Origin of the sequence: Streptomyces sp. NBC_01142 (assembly GCF_026341125.1) — a bacterium.
Classification (GTDB): Bacteria; Actinomycetota; Actinomycetes; order Streptomycetales; family Streptomycetaceae; genus Streptomyces.
In genome coordinates this window covers 603858-624411 of the sequence record NZ_JAPEOR010000003.1, presented here as the reverse complement: position 1 = coordinate 624411, position 20554 = coordinate 603858, and the positions used below count along the sequence as shown (strand labels likewise).

Genomic DNA, 20554 nt, shown 5'->3' with positions numbered 1-20554 from the left:
AAACGGGGTAGATCTCATGTTCCGTATCTCGACTGGTCTCGCCAGGCGCTCCGCAGTCGCCGCCGTGGCCGGCGCATCGGCCCTCGCTCTGGGCTTCTCGCTCGCAGCCATCTCTCCGGCAGCCGCGTCCACCGCCACGGACGCGAACGACCGCTACACGGCGAAGGAGATCCGCACCTTCCTGGACCGTTTCTACGGCGATCACGGCCCTTCCGCCTCGGACCGCAAGAACCGGGTCTCCGACCTCCTGAAGAACAAGGCCGCGGCGAACCCCGGCTTCGACGTGCTGCTCTGCGCGCAGAACGAGCCGCGTTCCATCGACATCGGCAGGGTGACCACGGCTCAGTCGGCGCGCGTCGGCTGGGCGCCGGTGACCACGCACTGGGGTGAGAACGGCGAGGTCACCGCGGTCTTCACGGCGTACGTGGAGCTGGACGGGAAGAAGCCGCTGAAGCTGCTCGACGTCGACTGCTCGCCGGAGGGCTGAACTGCTTCACGGGTCCCGCCGCCCGCCGGCGGGAGCCGGTTCGGGCACGGGCACGCGCTTGTCCGGCACACCCCGGCGCGGGAAACGCGGCTCGACGAGCGGGCGCGCCACTCTGCGTACCGGCGGCGTGGACAACAGGACGACGGCGGCCACCGCGCAGACACTGAGCAGCAGCTCACCCGGCAGCCCCCAGGACTTGACGACGTCGAACGCCCCCACGTACCCGGCAGTCCGTATCAGGATGCCGTGCAGCAGATACGGGTACAGGGTGACCGCCCCCAGCGCCGTGAACCAGGTACGGCGTCCGGGAACGAGTGCCAGGAAGGCGGCGACGAGCACCGCGCTCGCGGCGAAGATCAGCATCCGCAGCACCAGATAGTGCCCCGGCGACACCTCCAGCACGCCATAGCCCGCGTCCATGGAGAGCCAGTGGTCGTCGGGTTGCGGCGCGAGCCGGTGGGCGAGGAACCCGGCGGCCACGAAAGCGGGCAGGGCCCAGCGCCGGGCGATGCGGGTGCGCAGCAGTGCGAAGTGCTCCGCCCGCAGCTTCAGTCCGAGCACGAACCACGGCAGGAACATGAGCACGCGCGGCAGCGCCAGGTCCCCGCCCATCACCGTCATGCCCGCGGCCAGCGAGACGGCCACGGCGATGGGGACGGGGAAGCGCACGGCCTGCCAGAGCGGGGCGCTCAGCCGCCAGACGAACAGCGCGATCATGAACCAGCAGAGATACGACGGCGCGGTGGGTGTGATCGAGAAGGGCTGGTCGCGAGTCCAGTGGTAGACCGCGGTGTACACGACCTCGAAGATCAGATACGGAGCGAGCACGCCGGAGATCAGCCGTCGCATCTGGTCGGGGCGGCCGGTGAAGCTTCTGGAGAAGTATCCCGAGAGCAGGATGAACGCCGGCATATGGAAGGCGTAGACGACGGTGTGCACGGCTCTCAACGCATGCGTGCCGCCGATGACCTGTTCCCAACTATGGCCGAGAGCGACAAGGGCGATCAGCAGGAACTTCGCGTTGTCGAAGAACGGATCACGGTCGCGGGTGGTGCTGCTCACCCGTCCGACAATAGGGAAACGGGCAGGTCACGGCGGCTCATGGGCACGGTGACAAAAGCAACTCTCTTTGCCATCGCCACCAGTGAACCGAAGTGTCGCTTCGGGCATCCCTCCCCGGATCGACGCGCGTCACGATCACTACCCCGTACGCCTGCCGCGCTCCGACGCGCCGCCGAAGCGGGTGAACGCCGGCCCCGGCCGTCAGTGATGTCCGGCAGGCGCGCCGACGTGAGGCCGACAGGGCCGTGCGGTTGCACCGTGTGCTGATCCTTTACACGGTGGGGGGAGTCTCACCCCCCGAAAGGAACCCCCTATGCGCCTCACGTCGGCGTCCCGCGTCCTCGTCACTTCGGCGGTGTGTGCCGCCGTCGCGTTCGGAGCGACCGGTCCCGCCGCCGTCGGGTTGAACGCTCATCAGGGCACCAGCCGGAGGCACCAGGAGAGGGAACACGTGTGAGCCCCTCCGAGGCCACTGCATCCACACTTCGGCAGCCGTAGGAGCGCCGGTGACCGTCGGGAGAGACGTATGCCGCTGACTCAGCCGCCGCACGATTCCCGGGCATACGGGCCTGTCGCCCCGAAAGGCCTGCTGCGCAGGCTCGGTGAATGGTGCGCCCGCCACTGCGTGATCGTCATCGTGGCCTGGCTGGTCGCCCTCGGGAGCCTTCAGGTGCTCCATCACTCCTTCGGCGGTGACTACTCCGACAACTTCTCGCTGCCAGGCGCCCAGTCCCAGCAAGGTCTGGACGTACTGAAGGAGCACGAGCCTTCGGCCGGGGGCTACAGCAGCCAGATCGTCCTGCATGACACGTCGAAGCCGCTCACGGACCTCGGCTCACAGATGTCCACGGTGATCGGGAGTCTCCAGAAGCTGCCGCATGTGCTTTCCGCACAGAATCCGCTGCCGCCACCGGGCTCGACTCCGCCCCCACCACAGCCGTCCACGCCGAACGTCGGCCCTCTGTCGACCGACGGCTCCACCGCATACATCACCGTCCGCTTCGACGTGCAGCCCTCCACGCTGGAGGAGTCGTACATCGACGGTGTGGACGCCGCTGTCCAGCCGCTGCGCGCCGCCGGGGTGGATGTGGAGTACGGCGGTCCGCTGGGTGAACTGGCCCGGCCGGCTCCCGACGACCGGACCAGTGAGGTGATCGGCTTCGGGGTGGCGATCGTGGTGCTCCTGGTCGGCTTCGGCAGCGTGCTCGCCGCCGGAGTTCCGCTGCTCACAGCGCTCATCAGCGTGATCTGCGGACTCTCCTGCCTCGCGTTGCTCGCCGCCGTGTTCACCTTTGCCACGGTCTCCCCCACCCTGGCGACCATGCTCGGTCTGGGTGTGGGCATCGACTACGCACTGTTCCTGATCACCCGGCACCGGCAGAACCTCATGGACGGCGCGGACCCGGTGACCGCCGCCGGCAAGGCGGTGGCCACCAGTGGCCGGGCCGTGCTCGTCTCCGGCTGCACAGTGATCATCGCTCTGGCCGGGCTGTCGGTCTCCGGGGTCTCCTTCATCGCCCTGCTCGGGCTGGCCGCCGCCGTCACGGTGATCACCGCGGTCATCGGCGCGCTCACCCTGGTGCCCGCGCTGCTGGGGCTGATCGGCCGGCGGATCGACAAGTACCGGGTCCGTAGGCCGATCGCGGAGACGGACGCCGGGCCCGGCGCCGAGGCGCACGGCAGCTGGCACCGGTACGCGCTGCGCGTCGAGCGCCGCCCGTGGTGGTTCCTGGCCGCCGGGATCACCATCGTCGGCGTGCTCGCCGTGCCGCTCTTCTCCATCCAGCTCGGCCACATCGGGGACGGCGCCGACCCGAAGTCCTTCACGGACCGGCGGGCGTTCGACCTGATGTCCGATGCCTTCGGACCCGGTTCGAACGGGCCGATGACGCTCGTCATCGACCAGACCTCGGTGCCGGCATCCGACCGGGCGGCTCTGGCCTCGCAGGCGCGGAAGGCGCTCACCGACGTGCCCGGGGCCGCCACGATCACTCCGCTGAAGGCCACCCAGGACGGCGACGTGCTGATCGGCACCGCGTACTCGCGGCAGGCGCCGCAGAGTGCGGACACCACGGACCTGGTCAACCGGCTGACGGGCGACACCCTGCCGGAGGCCGTCTCCGGCACCGCCGCCCGAGGTTATGTGACGGGGACGACCGCCGCCCAGGTCGACTTCCTGGACATCATCTCGAGCCGACTGCTCCCGATCATCGCCGTGGTGGTCGCTCTGGCGTTCGTCATCATCCTGATCGTGTTCCGCGGGCTGCTGGTCGCGATCAAGGCGGCCGTTCTGAACGTGCTGTCCATCGCGGCTTCGTACGGCGTGGTGGTCGCCGTCTTCCAGTGGGGCTGGGGCGGCCCGGCGCTGGGGGTGTCGGGCACGGTGCCCATCGAGAGCTACGTGCCGATGATGATGTTCGCGATCGTCTTCGGCCTGAGCATGGACTACGAGATTTTCCTGCTCTCGCGCGTCCACGAGGCCTGGCTGCGCACGGGTGACCCGAAGGCGAGCGTCGCGCATGCGCTGGAGATCACCGCGCGGGTGATCACCTGTGCCGCGTTGATCATGGTGAGTGTTTTCGCGGCCTTCGTGATCAACGACAGCATCGTCGTGAAGATGCTGGGGCTGGGCCTGGCGGTGAGCGTGCTCATCGACGCCACTGTGGTGCGGTTGCTGCTGGTGCCCGCCGTGATGACGCTGCTCGGCAGCGCGGCCTGGTGGACGCCGCGATGGCTGGACCGGATCCTGCCGCACGTGGACACCGAGGGCGAGGGCAAGTCCTGAGCGGGCGTGCGGGCCGGCACAGGCGCGTTGCGCCCGCACCCTGAAGCGGATGCGGGCGCAACGCCGGTGAAACTAGGCGGGGAGGATGTTCTCCGCCTGGGGGCCCTTCTGGCCCTGCGTGACGTCGAACGTCACCTTCTGGCCCTCCTGGAGCTCACGGAAGCCCGAGGTGGCGATGTTGGAGTAGTGGGCGAAGACGTCGGGGCCGCCGCCGTCCTGCTCAATGAAGCCGAAGCCCTTTTCCGAGTTGAACCACTTGACGGTTCCGGTAGCCATTTGTCCTCCAAGGGGACTCGTAGTCGGTTCCCGCACCGTGCGGGAACCGGAGGTGATCGCCCTGGCCCTCAGAGACTCTGAACAGCAAAACGCCCGTGAACTCGCGCTCACGGGCGACCGGTACTTCGGAACCATGACAGCTGCCCCTGACGCTACACGGACAAGTGCTGGTCTGCCACAACAACGATCAAGTCGCTGCGAGAGACACTCCTCCTGGCGCTCGGAGCGGCAGCCCGCGGGAGCCGACAGGGGGACCTCTGTCTCCTGCTGCGTGACGCGTCACGCAGAGGTATGGGTGTGCGTCGTGCCGTACTCGGGACCGGCGGTTCCGTTGATCTTCTCTATCGCCTGCCGGGCGTTCTCTCCCGGAGTGCGGGCCGTGAGGGACGAAACGGAGGACTGCGTCACGGGCTGAGTCCGCTCCGGCGTGGCCTTGGCATGGGTGGCGGTACGCGTACGCAGCCGATGGCTCACGGCCTCGTCGAGGCTCACCGGGCGCTGCATCTGAGCGGCCAGCCGGCCGGCCTCCTGGCCCAGTGCGGCTACATCTGCCCATTGCAGACGGACCACCAGCCGGAGTTCGGCCTCTCCGTCGGGAAGGGCGTGAAGAGGAACGTTGATGTGCTCATTCATGGGCTGATCCTCAAGGTCTCGGAAACGGGGCCTGACGGGACGTTGCGCATCACGGGAACAGGGGTGCGCCCAGTGGTACGGGAAACGCCGCCGTCGTGTTCAAAGGTCCGGCTCGAGGTCCCGCTGCCGCCATGGGCCACGCTGCCGTGACGCACCACCTGACACGGCGTAAGGGCCGAGCGGGCCAGGGACGGACTCCACCGTTCGCCCGTCATGACAGGCACCGGTACGGCATCCGTGATTCGGTCGGGGAAACAGGTGGGATCGGATGCCGGAGGAGCCTCAGATGCGCGGATTCAGCAGATCCAGGTTCGCCGTCACGGCTGTTCTGCTCGCCTCGCTGGCGTCGGCCGGAACCATAGCGACGGCCGACGGCCTCCGTGGTTCCTCCCCGTACGCCGACAAGGGCAAAGGCAAGGGCACCAATGTTCTCGTCGTCGGAATCGACCGCCGCGACGGCATATCGGCGAAGGACCGGAATCGTCTGCACGTCGGCGGTAAGGGCTGCAACTGCACGGACGTGATGATGGTTGTGCATCTTGCGGAGGACGGGAAACGGATGAGCGTGGTCTCCATCCCGCGCGACTCCTACGTGGAGTTCGCCGACCACGCCCATCCCCGGCACTCCGGGAAGATCAACGGCGCCTTCGCCCACGGCGGTGGGGATCTGGCGGTACGGACCGTGGAGAAAGCGACCGGTCTGCGTATCGACCACTACCTGGAGACCGACTTCGTCGGCTTCGCCTCCACCGTGGACCGTCTCGGCGGAGCGACGGTGTGTACGGACACACCGCTGAGCGACCTCGGTTCCGGGCTGAAGCTGGCCGCGGGGACCCACCGGGTGGACGGGAACAATGCCCTTCGCTACGTCCGGGCCCGGCACGTCTCCCCGCCCGGTGATCTCGGGCGGGTCCGCCGCCAGCAGCGCGTGCTCATCGGCATGATGTCCCGTCTGAGAGCCGAAGGAGCACTCGCCGACCCGGCTGCCGCGTTCCTCACGGCACACAGGCTGCTGACCTCCGTACGCACTGACGCACGCACCAGTGTGGTCGACCTGATGAGACTGGGGGCCGTGCTGAGCCGACTGGAAGCGGATCGGACGGAGTTCGTGACGGTGCCCATGTCGGACTTCGATCACCGCGTACCGGAGTGGGGGTCCACCCTTTTGTGGGACAAGGAGCGCTCCGCCGCTCTGTGGGCCGCCCTGCGCGAAGACCGGACCGTCATCGGCGACCCGGACATCCGGCCCAGCATGAAGGTACCGGTCGAGTTCCCTCCGGCTGCCCTCCCGCTTCGGGTCACCGATGCAGAGGTCGCCCGCGCCCTGCGGGCCAATGGCTTCGTGGTCGAGGACGCCGCGGGCAGGCCGGGGACGCCGCGGCCCAAGGGGCCGACCGTCATTACGTACGACCCGTACTGGGCCCGCTACGCCCCCACCGTCGCTGCCGCTCTGCCCGGTGCGCAGCTGCGTCCCGTCATCGGACATGGCCAGGTCTTCACCGTGACGGTCGGATCCGAGGGTGCCACGGTCGTCGAAATCGTCCACGACCGCAGCAGCGTCGAAGGGGCGCCTGCCCCCGGCGGCACATTGCTGTGTGCGGAGCCGGGCCTCGCCGGGTGACAGACCCGCATCCGCGCAGGGCCCGGCCCCGCGCGGATGCGAACCGCGCGATGTGCGGTGACCCTGGAGGCGTGGGGGGCGACACGGCAGGAGGACGACCCATGTCCGTAATGGACAAGATCAAGCAGATGCTCAAGGGCCATGAGGCCCAGGCAGACAAGGGCATCGACAAGGCGGGCGACTACGCCGACGGGAGGACCCAGGGCAAGTACAAGGGCCAGGTCGACACGGCGCAGGACAAGCTCAAGGACCAGTTCGGCTCGAACCAGGACCCGGGCAGCACGCCGCCGCGGCCCTGACCGGCAGCGCGCGCCTGGGCATGATGATGTGACGCCTGATGAGGTGGGAGGGTGCCCGACCGCCGTTGCGGCGAGAAGGGGCACCCACCGCCCCGCCCCCACCCTCGCTCGCGCTCCGCGCGCGGGGCAGGTGCACGGGGCGCGGCGGTTCGCTACGCGCCTACCAGCACCTCGGCGAAGGCCGCCGGTTCGACGGCCCTGTGCAGATCGCTGACCTGACCGTCGCCGACTTCGACGACGCGCCAGACCCCGTCCGTACGCAGGGCAAGGTCCGTGGTGACGAAGCGGCATCCGAGACTCCGTACGGCAGCCCGAAGGTGACCGAGCCCGGGCTCCGGGGCCTGCTCGAACGGGCTGTCGGGGTGCGGTGTCAGTAGCCGGGGCTCACCGTCCAGCCACCACACGCGTACCTCCGCGGCATGTGATGCGGGCTGCGCAAAGGATTCGTACGCGCGCAGGACGACACCGCCCTGAAGGTACTCCGCCTGCAGGTCCACGAAACGCTGCACGATCTGCCGGACCCTCGGGAAATCGGCGAGATCGGGGATGAAACACGCTTCCTCCCACTCGTGCTTCCGGGACTTGACGTAGTCCTTCACGATGGCAGCCCCGGGCGGCAGTTGACCGGTGAGGGCGGCAAGGTCCTCCGGCACCGGAACGTCTCCCGGTGCGGTGGGGTGCCAGACGCTGGGGGGCGTGACCTCGGCGAACATCGCGTACCAGCCCGGCAGTTCGTGAGCGGCCCGGTACTGCTCCGGCGCGACGAGCAAACCGCTGCCGCGCCGGCTCAGCGCTTCGGACAGTTCCTGGTACCGGTCGCCGGGAATCATCCAGCCCCGATACCAGGCGGCGTCCGTCCCTCGTGGGACCCGGGCGACGGCCCGCTGGGCGTCGCCCTGCAGCAGGGCGTCGTGGTCGATCAGGACAACCGCTCCGCCGCGGGCACGGACCTCCCGGGCCTCTGCCGCGAAGTGCTCGTCGACGCGTCGGGGATTCAGCGGATCGCAGCAGTACAGGAACGTGATGGGCATGGCGGACACGGTACGGAATCGCTCGGCGGCCGGACCAGCGGATTCCTCGGGCGCTGACGATGCTGAGCTCCTGGCGCGCGGGTGCATGGCACCACCCACCACGGGTAAGTTAGGTTAGGCTCACCTAATCTACCGAGCGTGGAGATCTGAATGGCCCTCTTCGACGTGCCCCCCACCGAACCGACGAGTGGCGAACGGATTCGCACGATTCTGGCGGCGGCCCAGTCGATGACCGTGGTCACCGACGACCACCGCACCGAAGTCTCCAGAACAGCCGGCCCCCATCCTCAGGGGCAGATTCACCTCTGCACCCCCGCGTCCACACCACGGGGCACGGGCAGGGAAACGCAGATGGGTTCGGGAACAAACACGCACGCGGATCCCGAAGCGGGCACCGATGCGCCGCCCTGGGGGTGCGTGGCCGCCTCGCTGGAGTTCACCGACATCGCGCCGACAGCTGTCCGCGACCGCGTACGTGCCCGGGTCACCGTCTTCGGATGGCTGGCTGCCTCCGGCGAGGACGCCACCGACGGCGACCAGTGCCTGGAGTTCTCACACGCTGTCCTCGAGACGGCCAACGGCAAAGTCACCGTCGGCCCGGCGGAGTTGATGGCGGCACCCGAGGATCCGCTGGCCACCTGCGAGGCCGGCATGCTCACCCACCTGGTCGATGATCACGAAGACGTCGTGTCGCTGCTCGTACGGCTCGTGGACGCCAGGTTCCTGAAGGGCGCCGAGCGCATCGTGCCTCTGGCCATCGACCGCTACGGGATCACACTCCGCATCGAGCGCGGCCGAGGCAGTCTGGACGTCCGACTCCCCTTCCCCTCGCCCATCGACAACGCCGACCAGGCAGGCATCCAGATCCACGCACTGCTGGCCCATGCGCAGCACGCTCATACCGGAAGCGGAAGCGGAAGCGGACCCGGCCGCTGAGCAACCCCTGCCCCCTGGACCCCGAAGTCCGGCCCCGCCGGATCGGCCGCTGCCCGGCAGGGTCTCCGGGGCCGGCGACGCCCGCGAATGCGGTGTGGACGGAACGAAGGTGACCACCGTCGACCTCAAGTCGCCGGCCACCAAGGACCGGGACGCGCCCCGGACGAAGACCTGGGCGTCCGGCGGGAAGCACGCCGTCGAGATCGTCGCAGGGCAGCAGCGGTATGGGCGGCAGACGTGTGGGGACACCGCCTCCCGGCGTCCCCCAGGGGGTGTCGTTCGGATCTTGCCGGGCTCGCGCCTGATCCGAACAACACCCCCTTAGGCCTGTGCGATCAGGCGGTCCACCATTGCCGTTCCCGAGGCATAGCCGCCGGCCATCGGTCCGGGCAGCGCGGCGGCGGGCCGTTCCTGCGTCCGGACGGGGCCGAGCCCCCGGGCGGAGACGGGCTCCTGAGCCAGGGTGAGCATCGGCGGCTGCTCCTGCGGCAGGGGCCTTCGCGCCAGCATCGGCTCGGGGGGCGGTTCGACTATCTGCGTACGCTGCCCGTACAGCACCTGCTCCATCCCCGACAGCAGCCGCATCACGTCCTGTTGAGGTCGCACCACCAGCCGCAGGAAGCGGCTCGAACTTCCGATCTTGTTGCCGCACTCGCGCACCAGCACCCCGTGCTCCTCGAACAGCCGGTCGCGCAGGACCGCCCCGTCCACACCTTCCGGAAGGCGTACGTAGAGGAAGTTGCCCTGCGAGGGATAGACGGTGAGGCCCGGCAGCTGGGAGAGGCGCCAGGTCATCTCCTGCCGGTCGCGGCGCGCCTGCTCCAGGCTTGCCGCGTACTCCCCGCGGTGCTCCTTCAGCATGAACACCACCGTCTCGGCGAAGGAGTTGAGATTCCACTTCGGCAGCGCTGCCCGCACCTTCCCGGCGAGACCGGGATTGGACACGAGATAGCCGAAGCGCACTCCGTGCAGCCCGAAGTTCTTGCCGAGACTGCGCAGCACGATCACGTTCGTACGCAGCACGGCCTCCGCAGCGACGCTCGGCTCCGGTTCGGCGTCTGCGAAATCGAGGAAGGACTCGTCGACGACAACGAGGTCGAGGTCCTGGAGGGAGTCGAGCAGCGCGAGGACCTGATGTTTGGGCAGGCAGCCGCCGTCGGGGTTGTTGGGGTTGCAGATGACTGCCGCGCGGGAGCCGCGGGTCCGGATGAACTGCACAAAGGACTCCGGGTCGAGCCCGAAGCCGTGCGCCTCCGGCAGCAGGAGCATGTCGACGCGTTTGCCGGTCTCCATCGGCTGATCGGTCCACCGGCCGAAGGTGGGGACGGGTACGGCCAGTGACTCGCGGACCAGCAAGTGGTCGATCCAGGTGATCAGTTCGGTGGAGCCGTTGCCCATGGCGACGGTCTGCGGGTTGAGCCCGAGCACCTGACACAACTCGGCGGTGATGGTGTCCGCGCTGCTCGGGTAGTACGTGAGGATCTCGCGGATGCTGCTGCCGAGCTGATCGAACATCGCGGGAGTGGGGAAGTACGGATTGCAGGGAATGCAGAAGTCCGTGATCTCGCCGGCCGCGCCGCCGCCTGCCCTGTTCAGCGTGAAGTACGAAGGGCTGTGCGCGGTGGACGCGCGGAAGAGTGCGGTGACGTTGCTGTCGGCCATAGAGCCTCCCCTGCCTGGAACAGCCCGTACGGATGCGCAAGGGCCGCCCAGGTATACGGATGCGGGTGGGAAGGTGTTCAGGATCATCCGGCCCCTGCTGAGTGACCCTGCCCGCGCCTGCTGAGTGACCTGCCCGGGATCCGGCCCGGATGGCCCATCTCCCCGGCACGGCGTTCTCGTCGACGCAGTTGCCCCGGGCTGTCGGAGCGGGGTGTGGAGCAGCACCGCACGGATACGCAAAGAATCAGCGCGCGCGTTCGGTCCGTGCCCTGCTCAGCTCCTGCCGGGACTGCGACTCGAGTTTGCGTCTGGCCCGGGAAACGTGCTGTTCCACGGTGCGCGGCGACAGGTGCAGGGTGGCCGCTATCTCGCGGTTGGTCAGTCCTGCCGAGGCCAGGTCGATGACCTCCTGCTCGCGCGGGGAGAGCTGGTCCCCGTAGCTCGGGCGGCCCCGGGGGCGCGGTGCGTCCACGGGTTGGTGGGCACGGAGTGTCGCCCGCACCCGCGCGGCGTCCCAGCCCGCGCCCAGGTCGCTCAGCTGCCGGACACAGGAAGCGAGCTCCTCCACCGCGGCGTCCGCGTCGCCGCCGGAGCTCAGCGCGCACCGGGCTGCCGCCTCGGTGGTGAGGATGGCCGCGTACGGCCGGGGCATCGCGGCGTACATGGCGGCCGCCCGGCGGAAATGGGGCTCCGCCTGCGCCGGATCGCCCTCTGTCTCGATGAGTACGCCGCGGCTCCAGTGGAGTGCGGCCTCCGCCGAGGGCACCATCCGTCCCTTCAGGCCGGCCTCGAATTCGGCGACCATCTCCTGGGCCGTCTTCCGGCGTCCCGCACGGGCGGTCGCCTCGACGGCCCAGGGCGCGAGCTCTGCCGCCCATGCCCAGACGCCCTTGTCCCGCAGCCTGTCCCAGGCTGTGGCCGCCTCGGCGGCCGCCGTTTCGAGATCGTCGCGGGCAAGGGCGGTGCGGATCAGCGCGCCGGACGCCGTCGCCGAGTGCGGCAGTGGGGAGCCGACCGGCAGCGGGTGGCCGTCGCCCGACAACCAGGCCGCCATCTGCTGCCACTCCCCCTGGGCCAGGGCGAGCAGCCCCAGGACGATCCGGGCGTCGGCGGCAGGCCCCGGCATGACGCCGGCCTCGGCGACAAAGGCGCGGGCCCGGCCCGCCAGCCCTTCCCACCGGCCGGTGGCCCAGTCCAGCAGCAGGCTGCTGCCGCGCCCGTCCTGTTCGACGTACGAGGCTCCGCTGCGTGCCGCCAGATCCCGGCCCTCTTCCAGCAGATCCCCGACGTGCGGCACGTATCCCAGCCACAGGGCGGCATCCGCCGCGTTGATCAGCCCCCGGGCCACATGCTGGAGACGGCCGTTGTCGTCGGCGTCGCCGCGCAGCCGGTCCAGTACGTCCCATGCGGAGGGGTCTCCGGTCTCCAGCAGCACGGCGATGCAGTTGGCGGCGACCGCCGTACGCACCTCGGCGTCACCGGTCGCGGCCGCGGCGCTGCGGGCTCTCTCCAGCCAGTGCAGATTGCGTTCCAGCGGGACCGACGACATGACGGGCATGGCGAGCGCCGACATCGCGCGCGCGGCCAGCGGCGGCTTCTCCTCCAGCTCCTCGACCGCCTGCTCCAGTTCCACCCATCCCTGCAGGCCCATCCCCGCCTGGTTGTACAGGACCAGCCCCAGATCGAGTCTGATCCGGCCGCGAACGGCAGCGGGCAGGGAGTCGTCGTCGAGGATCTGGCGCAGTACCTGCACCGTCTGCTCGGTGTGCAGCGCCAGCACCGCACTGTGGGCGAGCAGCGGTGCCAGCCGGGCGCGTACCTGCTGCGGAACCGCGGGGTGGGACAGTGCCTGTTCGAGCAGGTCGATCGCCGTCTGGTGCTCGCCGGCCTCGGCACAGTGCAGCGCGGCCTGCTCGACCGACCGCAGCCAGGCGCGCAGCTGTCCGCCGCGTTGCCGGTGTACGGCAAGCCGCGCCCACGGCACCGGTTGCCGGTGTGCGAGGACTTCGGCCGCCCGGCGGTGCATGGCCTGCCGGACCGGGCCCGGCAGCTCCTGGTACACGGCGGTGCCCGCCAGCGGCGAGGGGAAGCCGTACATGTCCCGGTCGTTCTCCTGGAGTACGGCTCCCCGCAGGGCCGCGACGAGAGCCGGCCGGCCCTCTTCTGCGGGCAGCGCGGCCACGGCGTACAGATCCTCGGCGCCTGCGGGCTCGTCCAGCACAGCAGCCGCGCGGACAACGGCGCTCTGCTCCTCCGACAGGGCCGCCAGACGGCCGAGCACCAGCTCGGCGAGGCGCACCGGAGGCCCGGTGGCGTCCACGTCCCTGGCCGTGTAGCGCTCCTTCGGGCCGTATACGTCCTCGAGCTGACGCACCAGGTCGATGACGACCTGCGGCACGCCGCCGGAACGCTCATGGATCCGGGCGACCAGCTCCGGCGGGCAGCACTCGGCACCCAGCAGCTCCTCCACGACCTGACGCACCTGCTCCGCGTCCAGCGGTGCGAGGCGCAGGCGCAGCACGGACAGCCGTGCCGGGTAGCTCACGGCACGCCCCAGAACCAGGCCGGGCAGGTCCAGCTCTTCGGGGCGGTACGCCAGGACGGCGGCGAGACCGGCGGGCGGCCGCTCCAGCAGACGCCGGAGCAGTTCCTGGCTGTCCCGGTCGGCGCGGTGCACATCCTCGGCGACCAGAAGCACCGGGCTGCCGGATTCCAGCAGCGGCGCGAGCTCCGCGGCGAGGGCAGTGGCGTCCGGGTGGATCCGCGGCGGTGCGGGGGGCGGCTCGCGGCCCGCGCGGCCGGAGATCGCGGCGGCGCCCGCCTCCGGGCGGGCTGCAGGAACAGGGTGATGCGCAAGAGTGACGCCGGAGGAGGTGAAGGAAATAATCACGCGCGGTCGCGACCCGGCTTCGGCGGCCTCGAGCAGCCGGTGGACCAGTCGGCTCTTTCCGATCCCGGCACCTCCCTCGACCAGCAGCAATGCCGGTTGTTGGGCGGCGTGAGCAAGGGCCTGCTGCAGCCACCGCTGCCAGGCCGCGTCGCTGAGCGTGCTCACCGGATCACCCTCCTCAACATTTCCCTACATTTCATTTCTTTAGGTATCCGTAGTTCAGTCTCCCTGATTGCGCGGACACCGGCCCGGCCGTGAGTGTTGGGCTGCCGGAGCTGGGCCGTACGACTCGCCTTCCGGCCGTGGCGACGGGCCCTGTGCCCGGATCGCCGGACAGCCGCTCGGGCGCCCGCCCGAGCCAAAGGAGCTGAAGTGATCGCATCAGAGGAGTCCTCTCGACCCCTGTCCACCAGCCTCGGGCAGTGGGGCAGTCATTCGGGCCTGGCACAGTGCGCAATGGCCGCGACACCGGAGGCCGCACGCGCGCTACGGCACTTCGCCCGCGCCGTTGCCCACCGGTGGCGGCTGGAAATGGACTTCCACGAGGCACTTTCTGTGATCGTCACCGAACTGGTCAGCAATGTGGTGCTGCACAGCGGCAGCCCATGGGTGGCCGTGGCGATCAAGGTCCGTGGAAACACCCTGACGACAGAAGTCAGGGACGGCGGGCGGTGGAAGCACCGCCCGGTGCGACGCCAGGAACCGCTGGACGCCCATGCCGACTGTGGTCATGGGCTGCGGCTGGTCGACGCTTTCGCGACATCGCTGAGCACGCGCCGCCTGGAAGTCGGCAGTGTGGTGGCGGCCGAGATCATCATGCCCGTGCATTTCGGCAGCGACTTCGGCAGCAGAGCCCGGCCGCCTGAGCCTCGAAGGGTCTTCTGAGCTGCGCAGGCTTCAGTCCGTGTGACTCAATGCCGTGCGACTCAATGCCGTACGTCTGAATGCCGTACGTCTGAATGCCGTACGTCTCGGCGTGCGTGTGACGCGCCGGGCGCCATGTCGCGAACACCAGCACCAGCGGACCCACCCGGAACATCTCGGTGCCGGGCCTCCGCCACCACCGCGGCCGCGTGGCGCCATGGCCTGCCCGTACGTCAGGCGTGCGGCACCGGCCAGTCGTCCACGCCGCCACCCCGCCACTCGACCAACGCCTCGTCGAGGAGATCGATGGTCTCGCCCTCGCGCCCCAGTCCCGCGCGCCTGACGAGCTCCGCAACGTCCCCGCGCCCATGCGCGAGGCCCACGATCTGACCGTGGATCGTCACCCTCCGGCCCCCGGCCGTCAAGGGCGGAAGCACGATCACAGGCGCGTGTCCCGACATGCCTCCAGGGTGCGGCAGACCATGGGCCGCAGCACGTCGAGGCATGAGGGTACGGAGCTTGCGGCAGGGGCTGAACCGGTATCCGTCCGGCACGGCAGCCCGGTGCGGCGGCGCACACGGTGATTCCCGGGCCTTGTCGGGCCCCCACACGCGAGGTCGCTTCTGTGGCGTATGGAACCCTGACGAGTGCGGCCCACCGCCGCTGGTCGCTGCCGGTCACCGGCACGGCCGCGACCACCGCACGGGCGGCCTGCCGGTCCGTGCGCCCAACGCGCTGCACCCCTTCCGCCCGCATTCCGACCAGGAGTCACCGTGATCTTCATCGTCGTCAAGTTCACCGTCCGCAGCGCCGAGAGCGACAGCTGGCTCTCGTGCGTGGAGGACTTCACCCGCGCCACCCGGCAGGAACCCGGCAATGTCTTCTTCGAGTGGTCCCGCAGCGTCGACAATCCCGACCAGTTCGTGCTCGTCGAGGCGTTCGCGTCCGGCGAGGCCGGTGAGGCGCATGTGAACTCCGACCACTTCAAGAACGCCATGCCGCGCATGGCGGAGCTGATCGCCGAAACGCCGGAAATCATCAACGTCGAGGTAGCGGGGACCGGTTGGTCCAGGATGACGGAGCTGACGCCGCAGCCGCGCTGACTCCCTCACCCGAACAGCGGTCCCTGAGCACGGCAGTTGACCAGTGCGAGAACAGCTGCGCGGATCTCGGTCGTGCCTGCGGCATCTCCACGCGCCCTGCCGGCCGGGCAATCGCCGAGGCCGCCGTCACGGAGCTCTACCGCTTGACCGGCGAACCGGGGCCGCAGTTCGCCCGGGTACCGTCGCCGGCGGCGCCGACGGCGCTCGACGATCAGCGCGACTTCCCGCCCCTTGCGACTGCGGGCCGATGCGGCGCCCGCGCGTGGGGCCGACTGGCCCGTTCCCGCCCGGTCGACCGCCTTGGTTTCGGACCTGCGGGCCCGTACGGACGCACACATCGGCCGTGCGCCGTTGAGCAACCGCCTGGTCCTGACTGATCCTTTACCGGCTGGTCCCCGTACCGGCTGATCCGGCACCGACATCCGATGGCCGGGCGCGGTGATCACCGCGCCCGGGCCCGAGTGATGCTTGTCCACGCCCGGACCTGGGGTAGATCAGTACCCGAGGTCCCCGGGCAAGGCGAATCCCTTGGAGTGAGAAGTGCCAGCATTCGAGATCACCGTGGCGAGCGCCGACGACATCGGGCTGATGGGAGAGTGGGCCGCCGCCGAGGGCTGGAACCCGGGCCTCACCGACGGCCACGCGTTCTTCGCCGCGGATCCGCAGGGCTTCCTGATCGGACGGCTCGGCGGAGAGCCCGTCGCCTGCATCTCGGTCGTGCGCTACGGCACCGGCTTCGGATTCCTGGGTTTCTACATCACCAGCCCACCGCTTCGCGGCCAGGGCTACGGCATCCAGCTCTGGCGCGCCGGCATGGCACGGCTGGCCGGCCGCAATGTCGCGCTCGACGGCGTGGTGGACCAGCAGGCCAACTACCGCAAATCCGGCTTCCGGTCAGCCTGGAACAACATCCGCTACGAGGGCACGCCGTCCGCGACCACCGTGCCGCCCACGGGCGTCACCCTGGTCGACGCCCGCACCCTGCCCTTCGATCAACTCGCCGCCTACGACCGTCACTTCTTCCCGGCCGAGCGCGACAGCTTCCTGGCGCCCTGGATCACCGCACCGCAACGCACCGCCGTGGCCGCGCTCCGCGACGGTGAACTCTGCGGCTTCGCCGTCCTGCGCGCCTGCCGCGCCGCCTCCCGCATCGGACCGCTCTATGCCACCTCGCCCGAGGTGGCAGCCGCCCTGGTGGGCGCGCTGGGCACGGCCGCACCGGACAAGGCCGTGGCGATCGATGTGCCCGACAGCAACTCGGCGGCCGTACACCTCGTGGAACAGCTCGGCCTGGCACCGTCCTTCGAGACCGCGCGCATGTACACCGGCCGGACCCCGCAGATCAACCACGCGGGGCTGTTCGGCGTCACCAGCCTCGAGCTGGGCTGACACTCCCGGCGCCCGGCCGTCGCGCCGCTCCCTTCCCCCCCACCCGCCCGGACACCCGCCCACTGCTTACGCTGCAGCGTCAGGGGTGGGCGATCGCGCGGGAGAGGGCGGTCACGGTGTCACCTCTCCAGGACGAGAGCCAGACCCTGCCCGACGCCGATGCAGAGCGCGGCGATTCCGGTACCGGAACCCGCGGCGGCGAGCTGGTGGGCCACGGCGCCGGTGATCCGGGCGCCCGAGGCGCCGAGCGGGTGGCCGATGGAGATGGCGCCGCCGCGCGGGTTGACCACGGCCGGGTCCAGACCGGGCCACTGGCCGATGCAGGCAAGCGCCTGGGCGGCGAATGCCTCGTTGAGTTCGACGGTGTGCAGGTTCCCGAGGTCGCGGCCGGCCTTCTTCAGCGCCCGGTGGACGGCCTCCACGGGTCCGGCGCCGAAGTACTGCGGCTCGATGCCGGTGACGGCCGAGGCGCCGATCCGGGCGAGCGGCTCGCGTCCGGTGGCGCGCAGACCGTCCTCGTCGGTCAGCAGCAGCGCCGCGGCGCCGTCGTTGAGCGGGGAGGAGTTGCCCGCCGTGACGGTGCCGTCCTTACGGAACACGGGCTTCAGCTTGGCCAGCGCCTCCGGCGAGGTGCTGTCCCGGATGCACTCGTCCCGGGCCAGGTCCACGCCGTCGACGGGGACGACCTCACCGTCGTAGAGGCCCTCCTGCCATGCCCGCGCGGCCTTGTGGTGGCTGGCGAGGGCGAAGGCGTCCTGGGCCGCGCGGTCGATGCCGTAGCGGTCGGCGACCAGTTCGGCGCCTTCGCCGAGCCCGACCGTCCACTCCTCGGGCATACGGGGATTGACCATCCGCCAGCCGAGTGTGGTCGAGTACATCTGCTGATGGCCTGCGGGGAAGCCGCGTTCGGGCTTCTGCACCACCCAGGGCGCGCGGCTCATCGACTCGACACCACCGGCAACGGCGATCGAGGCGTCGCCGACGGCGATGGCGCGTGCGGCCTGGATCACCGCCTCCATGCCGGAGCCGCAGAGCCGGTTGACGGTGGTGCCGGGCACGGTGACCGGGAGCCCGGCCAGCAGCACGGCCATGCGGGCGACGTCGCGGTTGTCCTCCCCCGCCCCGTTGGCATTGCCGAGGAAGACGTCGTCGATACGGGCCGGGTCGAGGTCGGGCGTACGGGAGACGAGGGCGCCCAGCACACCGGCGGCGAGGTCGTCGGGGCGCACTGCGGAGAGGGCGCCGCCGTACTTGCCGATCGGCGTGCGGACGGCGTCGACGACATAGACGTCACGGAGGCGGTCGGACATGTCAGCTCCTTGCTGCGGCGGGGACGAGGATGGGGACGCGGACGGGTGCGGCTGTCCTGTGCAGGATGTCGTCGGCGGTGACGTCGGGTGCTGTCTCGACGAGGACGCGTCCTTCGCCGGTCGCGTCGAGCACTCCGAGGTCGGTGATGACGGGGTCCACACACGCCCTGGCGGTCAGCGGCAGAGTGCATTGCTCGTGCTCGGCACACCGCTGAGGCCGAAGCCGCCGACGGCGAGCGATACGCCGTCCGTGATGTCGCCGACCGCCTCGGCGGCGGTCTGCGTGACGTTGTCCATGCAGGGCTTCCTTGTCCCGAGCCGGCCGACGGAGCGCGGAGGATGCACTCCGTTCGTCAGATGAACTACAGTTCACTTCTGCTCGCCATGAGTGTGCGTGCGTACGCCACGCATGTCAACGCCTCCACCGCGCGCCAGAGCCCACGAACGGGCAGCGCCCGCCACACCCCGTCACACGAACCGTTCCGGAGACCCGATGGCCGTCACGACGCCGACCGATCTCACGGCGCCCGCCGAAGCCGTGGGCCCGCTGATGCGCGGTATTGCCGTGCTGCGTGAGGTCAGCGACGCGGGCGGCCGTACGGGCATCGGCGAACTCGTCCGTACGACCGGCCTCGCCCGCTCCACCGTCGACCGGGTCACCGCCACCCTGGAGCGTATGGGCTACCTCCGTCTGGACGGCAACGCCGCCGTGCTCGCCCCCCGTCTGATGGAACTGGGCAACGCCTATCTGGCCGCCATCCAGCTGCCCGGGCCGCTCGGCCCGCTCGCCGAAGAGCTGGCGGAGGAACTGGACGAGTCGGTGTCCCTCGCCGTGCCCGACCGCGACGGCATCCGCTTCGTCCACCAGAGCACCCGGCGACGCGCCATGTCGCTCACCCTCCGCATCGGCGACCTGCTGCCCGCCGAACGCACCGCCCCCGGACCGCTGTTCGCCGCAGACTGGTCGGAGCAGGAGTGGGCACAGTGGCGCGCGCGGCGGGCGGGCGCCGACCAGGACCGGGCCATCCCTCCCGCCGTGCAGCCCCCGGAGGCCAAGGACTGCGGACAGACCTTCGAGCAGCGTACGGCCGAGGCCCGCGAGCAGGGCTGGGCCGTGGACGACCAGCTCATCGAACCCGGCCTGATCGCCCTCGCCGTGCCGGTGCGCACCCCGGACGGACAGGTCGTCTGCGCGGTGAGCGTGGTCAGCCACACCAGCCGGCACAGCGCCGAGTCGCTGCGCCGGTCGCTGCTTCCCGGAGTGCGCAAGGCCGTGGCCGCGATGGAACGACGGCTGGCGCAGGCACGCCCGGCGCAGCCCGAGCCCGGGCACGCCTCGGGACTCGCCGACTGGACCAACGCCTCCAAGCAGGAGCTCGGTGCGGAGTTCGTGGAGTCCCTGGCACGCGGTCTGACCGTACTGACCGCCTTCGGCGAGGGCCGGGCCGAGCTCCCGCTCACCGCCGTCGCGGACGCCACCGGGCTGGCCCGCGCCACCGCCCGCCGCGCGCTCATCACCCTCGAGCACCTCGGCTATGTCACCGCACGGGAGCGGACGTTCCGCCTCACTCCGCAGGTGCTCGCACTCGGCTGTCCGCCGCTGTCCCGTACGACCCTCTCCGAGATCGCCGCACCGCATCTGGCGGCTCTCGCCCAGCGGGTGCACGAGTCGGCGTCCCTGGCCGTGCTCGACGGCGAATCCATCCAGTACACGGCACGGGTGGCCACCGGACGCATCATGAGCGTCAACATCACCATCGGCACCCGCTTCCCGGCGTACGCGGCCTCCATGGGACGTGTCCTGCTGGCGGATCTGCCGCCGGAGGAACGCTCCGCGCGGCTGGCACGCACCGGACTGCGGGCGCTGACGCCGCGCACCCTCACCCGGCCCTCCGAGCTCGCCGCGGAGCTGGAGCGCGTGCGGCACGAGGGGTACGCCCTGGTCGACGAGGAGCTGGAGGAGGGCCTGCGTTCGATCGCCGTACCGGTCCGCGATCTGAACGGGCAGGCGGTCGCGGCGGTGAATGTGGCGATGCACAGCAGCCGCCGTACCGGCGAACAGTGCCTGACCGAGGTGCTGCCCGAGCTGCGCTCCGCGGCGGCCCGGATCGAGGCGGACCTTCATGTCGCCGGACGTTTCACCCGTATCCAGACCGCCTGAACCGACCGTGTGCACCAGCCGCGTGAACCGACCCGTTCTCCGCCG

Annotated in this window: 18 protein-coding genes and 1 pseudogene; 9 read left to right on the top strand and 10 right to left on the bottom strand. The window is 70.2% G+C overall.

Annotated features, from left to right (window positions below; genetic code table 11):
- Window positions 1-16 precede the first annotated feature (16 nt).
- Complete coding sequence (locus OG883_RS36910) at window positions 17-487, top strand: hypothetical protein (protein ID WP_266550994.1); 471 nt, start codon at window positions 17-19, stop codon at window positions 485-487.
- 6 nt (window positions 488-493) lie between these two features.
- On the opposite strand, the gene OG883_RS36905 is transcribed toward OG883_RS36910, so the two are convergent.
- On the bottom strand, window positions 494-1549 hold the full coding sequence (locus OG883_RS36905) for an acyltransferase family protein (RefSeq protein WP_266550993.1): 1056 nt from the start codon (window positions 1547-1549) through the stop codon (window positions 494-496).
- Window positions 1550-2075: 526 nt separating this feature from the next.
- On the opposite strand from OG883_RS36905, the gene OG883_RS36900 reads away from it, so the two are divergent.
- Window positions 2076-4334, top strand: coding sequence for an MMPL family transporter (locus tag OG883_RS36900; protein ID WP_266550991.1), 2259 nt, complete (start codon window positions 2076-2078; stop codon window positions 4332-4334).
- Window positions 4335-4406: 72 nt separating this feature from the next.
- Here the strand turns inward: OG883_RS36900 and OG883_RS36895 are convergent, their stop codons facing one another.
- On the bottom strand, window positions 4407-4610 hold the full coding sequence (locus OG883_RS36895; RefSeq protein ID WP_108147200.1) for a cold-shock protein: 204 nt from the start codon (window positions 4608-4610) through the stop codon (window positions 4407-4409).
- Window positions 4611-4889: 279 nt separating this feature from the next.
- Window positions 4890-5243, bottom strand: a complete 354-nt coding sequence (locus OG883_RS36890) for a hypothetical protein (protein WP_266550988.1) — start codon at window positions 5241-5243, stop codon at window positions 4890-4892.
- A 286-nt stretch (window positions 5244-5529) separates the two neighbouring features.
- Here OG883_RS36890 and OG883_RS36885 point away from each other — a divergent pair, with 286 nt between their 5' ends.
- Entirely contained in the window at window positions 5530-6864 is a 1335-nt protein-coding gene (locus OG883_RS36885; RefSeq protein ID WP_266550986.1) for an LCP family protein, read from the top strand.
- Window positions 6865-6965: 101 nt separating this feature from the next.
- A complete protein-coding gene (locus OG883_RS36880; RefSeq protein ID WP_266550985.1) occupies window positions 6966-7163 on the top strand; it encodes an antitoxin in 198 nt (65 codons plus the stop codon).
- A gap of 152 nt (window positions 7164-7315) precedes the next feature.
- On the opposite strand, the gene OG883_RS36875 is transcribed toward OG883_RS36880, so the two are convergent.
- On the bottom strand, window positions 7316-8194 hold the full coding sequence (locus OG883_RS36875) for an ATP-grasp domain-containing protein (RefSeq protein WP_266550983.1): 879 nt from the start codon (window positions 8192-8194) through the stop codon (window positions 7316-7318).
- Between the two features lie 150 nt (window positions 8195-8344).
- Here OG883_RS36875 and OG883_RS36870 point away from each other — a divergent pair, with 150 nt between their 5' ends.
- A complete protein-coding gene (locus tag OG883_RS36870) occupies window positions 8345-9130 on the top strand; it encodes a DUF2470 domain-containing protein (protein WP_266550981.1) in 786 nt (261 codons plus the stop codon).
- Between the two features lie 321 nt (window positions 9131-9451).
- Here OG883_RS36870 and OG883_RS36865 read toward each other — a convergent pair whose 3' ends face one another.
- Together OG883_RS36865 and OG883_RS36860 are read right to left on the bottom strand one after the other, a co-directional pair.
- Window positions 9452-10792 (bottom strand): histidinol-phosphate transaminase, encoded by a 1341-nt coding sequence (locus tag OG883_RS36865; protein ID WP_266550980.1) that lies wholly within the window; start codon window positions 10790-10792, stop codon window positions 9452-9454.
- A gap of 244 nt (window positions 10793-11036) precedes the next feature.
- Window positions 11037-13847, bottom strand: coding sequence for a LuxR C-terminal-related transcriptional regulator (locus OG883_RS36860; protein ID WP_266550978.1), 2811 nt, complete (start codon window positions 13845-13847; stop codon window positions 11037-11039).
- A 207-nt stretch (window positions 13848-14054) separates the two neighbouring features.
- Here OG883_RS36860 and OG883_RS36855 point away from each other — a divergent pair, with 207 nt between their 5' ends.
- A complete protein-coding gene (locus OG883_RS36855; protein WP_266550976.1) occupies window positions 14055-14567 on the top strand; it encodes an ATP-binding protein in 513 nt (170 codons plus the stop codon).
- Between the two features lie 212 nt (window positions 14568-14779).
- Here OG883_RS36855 and OG883_RS36850 read toward each other — a convergent pair whose 3' ends face one another.
- A complete protein-coding gene (locus tag OG883_RS36850) occupies window positions 14780-15007 on the bottom strand; it encodes a hypothetical protein (protein WP_266550975.1) in 228 nt (75 codons plus the stop codon).
- Between the two features lie 312 nt (window positions 15008-15319).
- On the opposite strand from OG883_RS36850, the gene OG883_RS36845 reads away from it, so the two are divergent.
- Both OG883_RS36845 and OG883_RS36840 read left to right on the top strand, forming a co-directional pair.
- On the top strand, window positions 15320-15649 hold the full coding sequence (locus OG883_RS36845) for a putative quinol monooxygenase (RefSeq protein WP_266550973.1): 330 nt from the start codon (window positions 15320-15322) through the stop codon (window positions 15647-15649).
- A 540-nt stretch (window positions 15650-16189) separates the two neighbouring features.
- Window positions 16190-17038: a GNAT family N-acetyltransferase gene (locus OG883_RS36840; RefSeq protein ID WP_266550971.1), complete on the top strand. Its 849-nt coding sequence runs from the start codon at window positions 16190-16192 to the stop codon at window positions 17036-17038.
- A 119-nt stretch (window positions 17039-17157) separates the two neighbouring features.
- Here the strand turns inward: OG883_RS36840 and OG883_RS36835 are convergent, their stop codons facing one another.
- The 3 genes and pseudogenes from OG883_RS36835 to OG883_RS36825 all read right to left on the bottom strand — a co-directional run.
- Window positions 17158-18348 carry a thiolase family protein gene (locus OG883_RS36835; RefSeq protein WP_266550970.1) on the bottom strand — a complete coding sequence of 397 codons (1191 nt, stop codon included), beginning with the start codon at window positions 18346-18348 and terminating at the stop codon, window positions 17158-17160.
- Window position 18349: 1 nt separating this feature from the next.
- A complete protein-coding gene (locus tag OG883_RS36830) occupies window positions 18350-18508 on the bottom strand; it encodes a hypothetical protein (protein WP_323181039.1) in 159 nt (52 codons plus the stop codon).
- Window positions 18509-18549: 41 nt separating this feature from the next.
- A pseudogene (locus OG883_RS36825) lies at window positions 18550-18645 on the bottom strand (succinyl-CoA--3-ketoacid-CoA transferase); the annotation flags it as partial.
- A gap of 196 nt (window positions 18646-18841) precedes the next feature.
- On the opposite strand from OG883_RS36825, the gene OG883_RS36820 reads away from it, so the two are divergent.
- Window positions 18842-20509 (top strand): IclR family transcriptional regulator C-terminal domain-containing protein, encoded by a 1668-nt coding sequence (locus tag OG883_RS36820; protein WP_266550969.1) that lies wholly within the window; start codon window positions 18842-18844, stop codon window positions 20507-20509.
- Window positions 20510-20554: the final 45 nt, after the last annotated feature.

Bases quoted from the DNA above. Each gene is read 5' to 3' on its own strand.
- OG883_RS36835 (WP_266550970.1), bottom strand. From the start codon at position 18,348: ATGTCCGACCGCCTCCGTGACGTCTATGTCGTCGACGCCGTCCGCACG.
- OG883_RS36880 (WP_266550985.1), top strand. From the start codon at position 6,966: ATGTCCGTAATGGACAAGATCAAGCAGATGCTCAAGGGCCATGAGGCC.
- OG883_RS36900 (WP_266550991.1), top strand. From the start codon at position 2,076: ATGCCGCTGACTCAGCCGCCGCACGATTCCCGGGCATACGGGCCTGTC.
- OG883_RS36885 (WP_266550986.1), top strand. From the start codon at position 5,530: ATGCGCGGATTCAGCAGATCCAGGTTCGCCGTCACGGCTGTTCTGCTC.
- OG883_RS36870 (WP_266550981.1), top strand. From the start codon at position 8,345: ATGGCCCTCTTCGACGTGCCCCCCACCGAACCGACGAGTGGCGAACGG.
- OG883_RS36865 (WP_266550980.1), bottom strand. From the start codon at position 10,792: ATGGCCGACAGCAACGTCACCGCACTCTTCCGCGCGTCCACCGCGCAC.
- OG883_RS36850 (WP_266550975.1), bottom strand. From the start codon at position 15,007: ATGTCGGGACACGCGCCTGTGATCGTGCTTCCGCCCTTGACGGCCGGG.
- OG883_RS36820 (WP_266550969.1), top strand. From the start codon at position 18,842: ATGGCCGTCACGACGCCGACCGATCTCACGGCGCCCGCCGAAGCCGTG.
- OG883_RS36875 (WP_266550983.1), bottom strand. From the start codon at position 8,194: ATGCCCATCACGTTCCTGTACTGCTGCGATCCGCTGAATCCCCGACGC.
- OG883_RS36910 (WP_266550994.1), top strand. From the start codon at position 17: ATGTTCCGTATCTCGACTGGTCTCGCCAGGCGCTCCGCAGTCGCCGCC.
- OG883_RS36895 (WP_108147200.1), bottom strand. From the start codon at position 4,610: ATGGCTACCGGAACCGTCAAGTGGTTCAACTCGGAAAAGGGCTTCGGC.
- OG883_RS36890 (WP_266550988.1), bottom strand. From the start codon at position 5,243: ATGAATGAGCACATCAACGTTCCTCTTCACGCCCTTCCCGACGGAGAG.